The organism is Vibrio qingdaonensis, from assembly GCF_026191675.1.
GTDB classification, from domain to species: domain Bacteria; phylum Pseudomonadota; class Gammaproteobacteria; order Enterobacterales; family Vibrionaceae; genus Vibrio; species Vibrio qingdaonensis.
Genome location: NZ_JAKRRY010000066.1, coordinates 1 through 9,233 on the forward strand (window position 1 = coordinate 1; position 9,233 = coordinate 9,233).

Annotated in this window: 13 protein-coding genes; 1 reads left to right on the forward strand and 12 read right to left on the reverse strand. The window is 40.9% G+C overall.

Annotated elements, in window-relative coordinates; all coding sequences use genetic code 11:
- Nucleotides 1-9 precede the first annotated feature (9 nt).
- The 10 genes from MD535_RS24455 to MD535_RS24500 all read right to left on the reverse strand — a co-directional run bounded on the left by MD535_RS24455 (nt 10) and on the right by MD535_RS24500 (nt 6,804).
- Nucleotides 10-390: a nuclear transport factor 2 family protein gene (locus MD535_RS24455; protein ID WP_265677790.1), complete on the reverse strand. Its 381-nt coding sequence runs from the start codon at nt 388-390 to the stop codon at nt 10-12.
- 146 nt (nt 391-536) lie between these two features.
- Nucleotides 537-1,412 carry a hypothetical protein gene (locus MD535_RS24460; protein ID WP_265677791.1) on the reverse strand — a complete coding sequence of 292 codons (876 nt, stop codon included), beginning with the start codon at nt 1,410-1,412 and terminating at the stop codon, nt 537-539.
- A 137-nt stretch (nt 1,413-1,549) separates the two neighbouring features.
- Entirely contained in the window at nt 1,550-1,972 is a 423-nt protein-coding gene (locus tag MD535_RS24465; protein ID WP_045128460.1) for a DUF2513 domain-containing protein, read from the reverse strand.
- Nucleotides 1,973-2,083: 111 nt separating this feature from the next.
- Nucleotides 2,084-2,542 (reverse strand): hypothetical protein, encoded by a 459-nt coding sequence (locus tag MD535_RS24470; RefSeq protein WP_265677792.1) that lies wholly within the window; start codon nt 2,540-2,542, stop codon nt 2,084-2,086.
- Nucleotides 2,526-2,861: a hypothetical protein gene (locus MD535_RS24475; protein ID WP_265677793.1), complete on the reverse strand. Its 336-nt coding sequence runs from the start codon at nt 2,859-2,861 to the stop codon at nt 2,526-2,528. The genes MD535_RS24470 and MD535_RS24475 overlap by 17 nt, the downstream gene beginning before the upstream one ends.
- Before the next feature lie 135 nt (nt 2,862-2,996).
- Nucleotides 2,997-3,566, reverse strand: a complete 570-nt coding sequence (locus tag MD535_RS24480; protein WP_265677794.1) for a flavodoxin family protein — start codon at nt 3,564-3,566, stop codon at nt 2,997-2,999.
- A 123-nt stretch (nt 3,567-3,689) separates the two neighbouring features.
- Nucleotides 3,690-4,139, reverse strand: a complete 450-nt coding sequence (locus tag MD535_RS24485) for a GNAT family N-acetyltransferase (RefSeq protein ID WP_265677795.1) — start codon at nt 4,137-4,139, stop codon at nt 3,690-3,692.
- Between the two features lie 140 nt (nt 4,140-4,279).
- A complete protein-coding gene (locus MD535_RS24490; RefSeq protein ID WP_265677797.1) occupies nt 4,280-4,720 on the reverse strand; it encodes a DUF2513 domain-containing protein in 441 nt (146 codons plus the stop codon).
- A 142-nt stretch (nt 4,721-4,862) separates the two neighbouring features.
- Nucleotides 4,863-5,480, reverse strand: a complete 618-nt coding sequence (locus MD535_RS24495; RefSeq protein ID WP_265677798.1) for an RraA family protein — start codon at nt 5,478-5,480, stop codon at nt 4,863-4,865.
- Between the two features lie 1,000 nt (nt 5,481-6,480).
- Entirely contained in the window at nt 6,481-6,804 is a 324-nt protein-coding gene (locus tag MD535_RS24500; protein WP_265677799.1) for an antibiotic biosynthesis monooxygenase family protein, read from the reverse strand.
- A 343-nt stretch (nt 6,805-7,147) separates the two neighbouring features.
- On the opposite strand from MD535_RS24500, the gene MD535_RS24505 reads away from it, so the two are divergent.
- Nucleotides 7,148-8,104, forward strand: coding sequence for an IS110 family RNA-guided transposase (locus MD535_RS24505; RefSeq protein WP_265677800.1), 957 nt, complete (start codon nt 7,148-7,150; stop codon nt 8,102-8,104).
- A gap of 40 nt (nt 8,105-8,144) precedes the next feature.
- Here the strand turns inward: MD535_RS24505 and MD535_RS24510 are convergent, their stop codons facing one another.
- A complete protein-coding gene (locus MD535_RS24510; protein ID WP_265677801.1) occupies nt 8,145-8,567 on the reverse strand; it encodes a VOC family protein in 423 nt (140 codons plus the stop codon).
- Between the two features lie 209 nt (nt 8,568-8,776).
- On the reverse strand, nt 8,777-9,233 hold a 457-nt coding region (locus MD535_RS24515; protein ID WP_265677802.1), incomplete at its 5' end, for a methyltransferase domain-containing protein.

The window sequence follows — 9,233 nt, forward strand, 5'->3', positions numbered from 1 at the left end:
GTGCGTTGCCTACTCTTCCACAACCTTTACCCACTGACTTCGCCATTCTTGCGCTTCCATTGGTTCTGGCCAAAACTCTTTTTGCTTACTGATTAGTCCGTCTTCAACGGTATGGAAAGTGATAGCACGCGCTTTTTGGACGCCATCTGTAATTGAAACATCAGTCACAACTGTTGCACCATCGCAAACTACCGAGTGTACTTCAAACTCCCAAATACCGTTTGCAGGGTAAAAAGAGTTGATAGAAGTAAAGTTACATCTGCCAATGATGAGTTCACCTGATTGAGGCCAGAAACCTTCAAAATTGGGGCTTAGCCATTCACTTGCTTTGGCAAAATCATTAGTTTTCATTGCATCCCAAAAAGCTAGGACAACTTCCTTTGAATTCATTTTTCCTCTGAGCACCTAACGCCCGCTTAAGTTGTGAGTTACGCTCCACTGAACTTTGATTAAACACCGTAATCACATCAGCCAAAATTAACACCAAAAGTGCCGAGCGTTACGAATCGACTTGAAGCGTTTGTTAGCCAGCCAAACTAAACATCAAGCCTACCTTGCATTTGAATACAGTCTACCAAATGAAAACCTATCTCTTTATCACCTAAGGATTTATGATCAATTACTGGACGCGCTTTGAAGCTTACAGCTTCAACATCTACAACTTTTAGCAGCTTATCTCGGAGTGGTTCATCCCATGATACATTGAACCGCTGTCCATCAGACACGATAGCTCCTCTGTGGCTACTAACAGATATCATGTCGAGACGACCGATGATATTTAACGTTGCCGGTATTTCTTCTTTTCGACGACCAAGTAAGTTTTTATTGGATTCACTCAATCGCTGATTATTGACACCTGCACCAAAGTCAACATACTCAACATTGGACCCATCAATGGACTTAACGACATTATCGACTGCGCTTTTTGTTGTTTGAGCGGCTAAAAGAATCTTGGGGTCTGCAATTAAAATTGATCCATTTGTGAGATTGTAATTGACTTTACTACTACTGTTATTGCTAGCAAAATTGAAACTATTAGATATGTCGATTTTTACTTGCAATCCCTTGTCTGCAATTTTTGCTACTGCTTCCCTTAGTTCAATCGCATTTTTGTACAATGAAACTATGGTATTCGATAGTTGATAGCCCCCATCTGCAGCGAGTGGAGCAAAAAGCTCTTTATTGTTAAATATAAAATCAACTAGTAACTCAACAGAGCCCTCTTTAATTTGTACTTGATAGTCTATTTGTTCTCGTATATGCCGATCGACACGATTTTTCCCTAGACTAACAGCAATAAGCTCATCAAGAATTTTCCGATGATTTGAAATCAACACATCCAGAGATCGAAGGCTGTATGTTCCCCCAGAAAATGCCAAGCCTTTTGCGTAAATTCGTAAGTCTTCTTTCATACTACTCCTTTGTCAAACCTTTCCGTGGTTGGCTAACGCCTTACTAAGTGGCGCTTACGATTAACTTTACAAAGCGCACATCACCTAAAACCAAAACCGCCGCACGTTACGCGTCCACTTGAGTAATTGTTATATGTTTATTTCAGTACACTTTCATCAAAGTACTTTTGCAGTTGGGTAGAGGCTATTTTGGTAGCTACACCTTGAGCAACTTTCCAAACGGTTTCAATTGAGTTTTCTTTCAAATCTCCCTTTATGGCATTCCAAATATTCTTCTGATGAAGAGCTGACAAAAAATCATAACCTTGAGCAGTTAGTCTAACATTGAAATCTGCCCATGAAAAATCATCTATTTCGTCGAGATCAGGTTCAAATGGAGATTGACCATGACGAGTTAAATATTGAAGAAAGCCTTGGTCATGAAGAATTCCCATATGAAATACAAATCGATTGTCGACTTCACTTGATAGTTTCGCAATCTCAGAAATCAATGGATATGGTTTTTCAACTTTTTCAAAAGCTTCAAGTAATTGCTTTAAATACTCATAATTAACTTTCATAAAACTCCAAACTCGAAAAACATATAACGCCCTGCTAAGTTGCCGAAAACCGTGGCATACAATTTTGCGAAGCAAAAATGCCACGCGTTTGAGGTCGGCTTGAGCAGTTTGTTATGTTTTTTTTTGCAACAATTGCAGGACTTCTAAAACATCAAATGGCTGCGAAAACTCAGGGGTCTTAGACAACCTAGATACCTGTTCCAAAAATGACTTGGTCGTAATTTCTCGGTGAGCGTTAATAAGACCACTCTCCTTAAAATTCAACCACCTATTAAGTGGCTCAATATCATTGGTCGTTACATACTCCAAGTAAAGTTGGTATAAGTACTCCTTTTCTTCAACTTCTGTACATTTATGCATCGCCAAGTCTTTTAACAAAAGAAGCGCAAGTTTTATCGAATCTTCATCCAATGATATCAACCACTTATCATTAGTTTCCACCTGAGACTCACCAACTAATGCCATACACATACTCATTTTAGTGTTAAGTCTTTTAAAAGCACTATCTATTGAGGCACTTGTACTAGCACTAAAAATCGCAAGCAGTAAAATACTAACGTGTTGCTTCATATACACAGCTCCAAAACTTACTTTCCATGTATGATGAGTATACTCTAGCCTCATCAGCCACTTTATTGACCTCATTCCTAGTTAACCTATGCGTTGACATCATAGCCTGTCCAAAAGAGTCCCAATCATGTTCGTAAATTGCTTTTAGCCTCTTGCCAGTTGATACGCGCCCTGAAAATAGCTCTATAAATTGCGTTGCTGCAACTGAACCAGCCAATAGATTTCCAAAATCAACCTTACTTTCTATTCTATTTAAATATCCAAGCATTTTAGGGCTAACCGTCATTTCCTCAATCTTACAGTATGTTAATACAGACATAAAAACCTCTAAGAATTAATCAGTCCAATAATCATATCTACTCACCTTTAATTTGGCACGCCTAAATCAATAGACATATCGACCTATTTAGTATGCATATTAACTAAAAAACATAACGTCCGCTTGAAGCGTTTGTTATGTTTTGGGTGCAAGTCTAGTGACCATATCCGCAACTCTTTTACCCAAATAGTGCGCTGAAAGCTCATCAGTTCTATTAACATTACCGTCGAACGATGCTGAAACCACACCTAACTGGCAACCAAGACGATTTAAACCGTGATCTTTATAACCATGAGCCAAATCTAAACCAACCCAGTACATACCATGCTGATTGGCTAGAGTAACCATATAGCCCAAGCTACTACTCTGATCTCCATTTAAGGCATTACCACTTGTAAAACCTGCTGCTACTTTGTTTGCCCACAACTGATCGCCCCAATACTCACTACTTGCATCTGCAAATGCCTTAAATTGAGATGAAACTCCCCCCATATATGTCGGGGAACCCATGATGATAGCATCACAACCCAAAAGGTTTTCAAATAGCTCCTTGTTTACAAACCGTCCTGCAACTATTTCTTCACCACAAATTTTATGGTCAATTACACCTATCATCGGGAAGTTATCATTAATCCCTTTAATGACCGATTTTGCCAGTGTTCCTGTTACATCAGTATGCGAGTAATAAATAACTGCGATTTTCAATGGGCTTTCCTTTTTCGCTTAAAAACATAACGCCCTGCTAAGTGGCGCTAACAATTAACTTACCAAGCGCACTTAACTTCAAACCAAAACCGCCAAGCTTATGGCGTCCACTTGAGTAGTTTGTTATGTGGCTAACGACTTGCCCAAACAAACAGACTTGCTTGCATGGACGTATTTTCCATAAGCGCTAACTTTTGAGTAACCATGTCGCTCGTAGAAACACACTGCATTGTCATTGACCTTGCGTGTTGAAAGTACTGAGCGCTTGTAACCTTTGATCACCGCACAACTCTCAAGCTGGGTGATTAGATAACTACCCGCTCCTCGGTACTTTGAGTACATTCGCTTCAACTCACAGGTATCACTGTCATGCTTACGAAATGAACCGCATGCGACAGCTTTTTCACTTTGATAGATGACTAAACAAATGTCAGTATCCAAACTAAAAGAATCCGCATGGAATGAATTCTCGCCAGAGTCTGATGTAAGAGCTCTAAGCTCTGAACTCAACTCTGCGACTAGATTTGAAAAATCCTTATCGCTTGGTGTTGTTTCCCTATATGTGAACTGCACGTAGCCTCCTGCCACATAACGCCAAATTAAGTAGTGAGCAACGCTACCACCCACCTAAAGCATTGTGCCGTAAACACTAAAGCTGATTCAAACCAAAAGTGCCAAGCGTTGCGAATCTGCTTAAATTTATTGTTATGTGTTTAACCTAACAAAGCATCGAGTTTTTTCTTCATTAGATGCTCTAGTAACTTTTGACTGCCATCGAAAATCACCTTGAATGGAGCATCTTTCAGTTCGTCTTTTATTCGCGTCAGCACTTCTTTATTAGCCAAAGCAGTAGCAAAGTCATGCCCTTGTTGTGTTAGTCTAATTGGAGTCCCAGTTAGCACAACATGACCGTTTGCTCCCATTTTAATACCTATCGAACCAAGGTCTGAAGATCTTAACTTTTGATTACTAATCAAACTATTCTCTAGTGCTAATTGAAGGTGAAATAGAAATTTTTCATCTAGGAGACTAGGAAGGTGCTCACTTTGAATACGTATACCATTAGTTTCAAAATCTGAAACCGTAATATGCGCAGTTTCTGCATCTAAAAATACATTCAAGATGCTCGATAAATAAGGTAAATCAATTTTCATAAAAGCTCCTTTCCATCTCGGACACATAACGCCAAATTAAGTGGTGAGTAACGCTACCGCTCACCTAAAGCATTGTGCCGTAAACACTAAAGTTGATTCAAACCGAAAGTGCCAAGCGTTGCGAATCTGCTTAAATTTATTGTTAGGCTTTTTGTTTCGCAGAACTTATTGCTAGAGCTATTTTAGCTCTGTGGTTCGCTTCCCACTCAAGCAGAGTTAATGAAGCTTCATCACGTGCTTTCTTTGAGGCCGATACAAACACATCCTCTGCGCTTGCTTTAGGTATAACTACGATACCCTCTAAATCAGCGACAATTACGTCTCCCGTAGATACCTTTACTCCCCCACAAGTAATTGAAACACCCAACTCACAATAGACATTTTTCTTGCCTGGTACCGGGTGAACACCTTTCGCAAAAACTGGAAATTTCATATCTGAAATTTCACCTAAGTCCCGGATTACACCATCAATGATGAAGCCTTTTATGCCTCGATTCTTAGCAACTGCGCATACATTACCGCCCGCAACTGCATACTCACTATCAACGCCATCCACAACGATTATGGAGCCTTCAGGCGCTTCGTATATTGCAGAATGAAGCATTAAATTATCACCTGAAGCTAACTGAACCGTGAATGCCTCTCCAAAAATTCGCGGCATACCCTGCCAAAGAGGGCCAATGTTGTAATCTATAAAGTGGTCATTGGTAAGTATGTTCCCATATTCGGTTGTCGCCAATTTAGAAAAGTCTTGCTTCATTTTAACCTCCATGTTTGTAGAAAGCCTAACGCCCTGCTAAGTGGCGCTGACGATTAACTTACCAAGCGCACTAAACTTCATACCAAAACCGCCAAGCTTATGGCGTCCACTTGAGTAGTTTGTTAGTTGCCTACGCCCCTATTCTTTTATTTGCACCAAGGTGCTGACTGCTTGCCGTTAGCTAAATTACTATCACCACGCCGTGCTTGATAGCTGACAGAACTGACATCTTTCGATTAATGCGAGTTGGCGCGAAAAAGACCGCACCGAAGTCACTGAAAAACGGATTGAGGAAGATGTTACTTTCGTTGCTCACGGACGGACACAAAAAGCAGTTCCGCGAAACCTCGAGGGCTAAAGCGAATGACGCTTTCGCGCTGCCACCGGAAAGAAAGTTAAGCAGTGGGGCTTGTCGCTGCATAGCTAAAGGGACAATGATTTGACCACTAAATTTCTAAGTGCAACTAACGCCCTGCTAAGTGGCGCTGACGATTAACTTGCCAAGCGCACTTAACTTCAAACCAAAACCGCCAAGCTTATGGCGTCCACTTGAGTAGTTTGTTAGTTGCCTACGCCCCTATTCTTTTATTTGCACCAAGGTGCTAACTGCTTGCCGTTAGCTAAATTACTATCACCACGCCGTGCTTGATAGCTGACAGAACTGACATATTTCGATTAATGCGAGTTGGCGCGAAAAAGAAACCACCTAAGTCACTGAAAAACCGGTTGAGGAAGATGTTACTTTCGTTGCTCACGGACGGACACAAAAAGCAGTTCCGCGAAACCTCGAGGGCTAAAGCGAATGACGCTTTGCCGCTGCCACCGGAAAGAACGTTAAGCAGTGGGGCTTGTCGCTGCATAGCCAAAGGGACAATGATTTGACCACTAAATTTCTAAGTGCAACTAACGCCCTGCTAAGTGGCGCTGACGATTAACTTACCAAGCGCGCTTAACTTCAAACCAAAACCGCCAAGCTTATGGCGTCCACTTGAGCAGTTTGTTAGCACTCTACTGCCAGCGAGGTTTGTAGGAAATCATCACTAACTTCAAGTTTATACACAGTATTTGACTGAACTAAGCACTCTCGCATTTCCTTGCGTGCTATTTCAAAAAGTTTGTCTGTAAACTTATGATCTTTTTCCCAGTCTTCTCGACTTGGCCACTGAGCGTAACCAATCATTACGTTTTGTTTATCTGAATAATGGAGACGAGAACCGAAACTACCACAACGCTTATAGATCAATTTTGTCACTTCAAGCCATGCCTCGCGAAACTTTGATTCCATTCCATCACGAATTTCAAACTCATAGACTGCGATAAACATCCTGTTTCTCCTTTGAGTGCTAACGCCCGGTTAAGTGGTGAGTAACGCACCACCGAACCAAATTAAAGCACCGTAATCACACAACCCAAATTTGACACCAAAAGTGCCAAGCGTTACGAATCCACTTGAACCGTTTGTATGGATAATAACTCATGAAATCGGGTAACGTGAGACCCTAGCTTTAGCCGCAACTAAAGCTCTTTATACAGTAGATCGTTTAAACGCTGGCTCCTCCATTGAGAGACCGATAACAAACATGATCGCTGTCTAAAGCTCCAAGCACTAACCTCGAATACTCGACTGGGACTTGAGCCCGTATTACGCAAGCATGAGTTAGCTTATTATGAATCCTACTGCACTTCAAAACATAAATATCGGCGTTGATGTTGGTAAGTCACAATTAGACATTCACATCCGCCCATTAGACCTATTTTTTACTGTCGAAAACAATGATAAAGGAATAAAACAGGCAATTAAAACTATTGCGAAGCACCAGCCAAAACGCATCGTTGTTGAAGCAACAGGTCGCCTTGAAATGCCATTTATCATGGCATGCTCTGAGGCGAATCTTCCTTTCGTTATAGCTAATCCTTTACACATAAAACGCTTTGCTGGTGCGATTGGCAGGCGAGCTAAAAATGACAGACTAGACTCAGAGCTAATCGCTCATTATGCCGAAGCTATACAACCAAAACTAACCGAGCTAAAAGCCGAAAACATCAGGCTTATGAGTGACTTAGTCATCAGAAGAAACCAACTTCTCTCAATGCAAACGATGGAAAAAAATCGTATCCAAATCCTACCTAAAGAGATGCATTCCACCATCAAACCTATCTTAACTGCAATGAAGAACCAGATTGATAAGATAGAAAAGAAACTCATTAAATTAATCGATACTTGCCCTGAATATCATGCCAAGAACACCCTACTTCAAAGTGTTCCAGGAATAGGAAATATCGCAGCAGCCTCTATTATTAGTAACGTTCCAGAGCTTGGTTATATCACGAACAAACAAGCCGCTGCTCTAGTCGGTGTCGCACCAATCACCAAGGAAAGTGGCCGCCATAAAGGCAAAAGAGTTATTCAAGGTGGTCGCGCTCAAGTACGCACTGTATTGTACATGGCAATGATGTCCGCTATGCAATGTAACCCTGTTTTTAAAGCAACATATAAACGTTTATTGGATGCAGGAAAGCCCAAGAAAGTCGCTATCATTGCTTGTGTTAGGAAGATGGTTGTAACTCTAAATTCAATGCTGAGAGATGGAACCATGTGGGATGAAAACAGCGCCAATATTTAGTTATTGACGCCATACTCGTTTGTTATGCGATTTTTACCACTCACTCATATAGGTACATTTCATCGGGTATTTCGGACAAAAATTCGGTTAGCTCCCATTCAAAACCTGCTTTATCGAAAAAGTAAGCGCGCTTTCGATATGTTTCCTCAGGAGCAAAAATGCCTCGACAATAGCCCTGTTCTATAAGGTTAGCCTCTATGCTTTCGAGGTTTTTCACGACTAAACCAATATGATTTACACCATAATTTTTATACGTTTTTTGTGCGCTGCTTGGAGTTATTGAGTCTAGATGAGGTTCTTGAAGCGCAAAATAACTTTGCTCGTTGCCAACATGAGCCCAACGATGTCTATCCGGAGATTTAACATCTTTTCGCACTTTAAAGTCCGGTGCAACTATAGAGAGAAACGCCAATGCTTCGTCAATATCTGGAACTGTAATATTTAAATGATCTATTTTGGTCATATTAAATTATCCTTTTATCAATGACATGAGTATCAATCGCAGCATCTTAATCTCTCAGCTTAACTTGAGGTCAGGCTGAGATTTGTTCAATCGCATAACGCCCGCTTAAGCTGCAGCCAACGCAATGCAGAGCCAAAGCAGAACACCGTAATCACTAAACTTACTGAAACCAAAAATGCCACGCGTTGGTTGTCGGCTTGAAGCGTTTGTTATGTACGTTTCACCGCGATCACGGAGTATGTATTCCAATGCTTCATTCTACCCAATGAAGTTTTCGCTGTTTCATCACGTTCAAAGAAACTGATTACTTCAAAACCTGAGAACAAAACCTTTACGTCTGATTCCGATAAAGGTGTTGTGGGGCTACGATAGTTGTAAGCCCAACTATCTTTGAGACCCATGAAGTCACCAGCAAACACCCCACCGATTTCAATTGAAGATTTAATGTTACTCCAAGTCGATTCAAATTGGTTTGGGTCAGCGAAGAACAAGCTAGAATTTGCGATAACTACACCAGATTTTGGATAGTCGAACGACTCAAACGAGGACTCTGCAATAACTACTAATGACGTTGACCCAAATCTGCCTCTACAAATAGCAACTGAATCAGGATTAATATCGAAGCCATGAACTTGAAAACCCTGTTGCTCTAGGTATTCGATATCA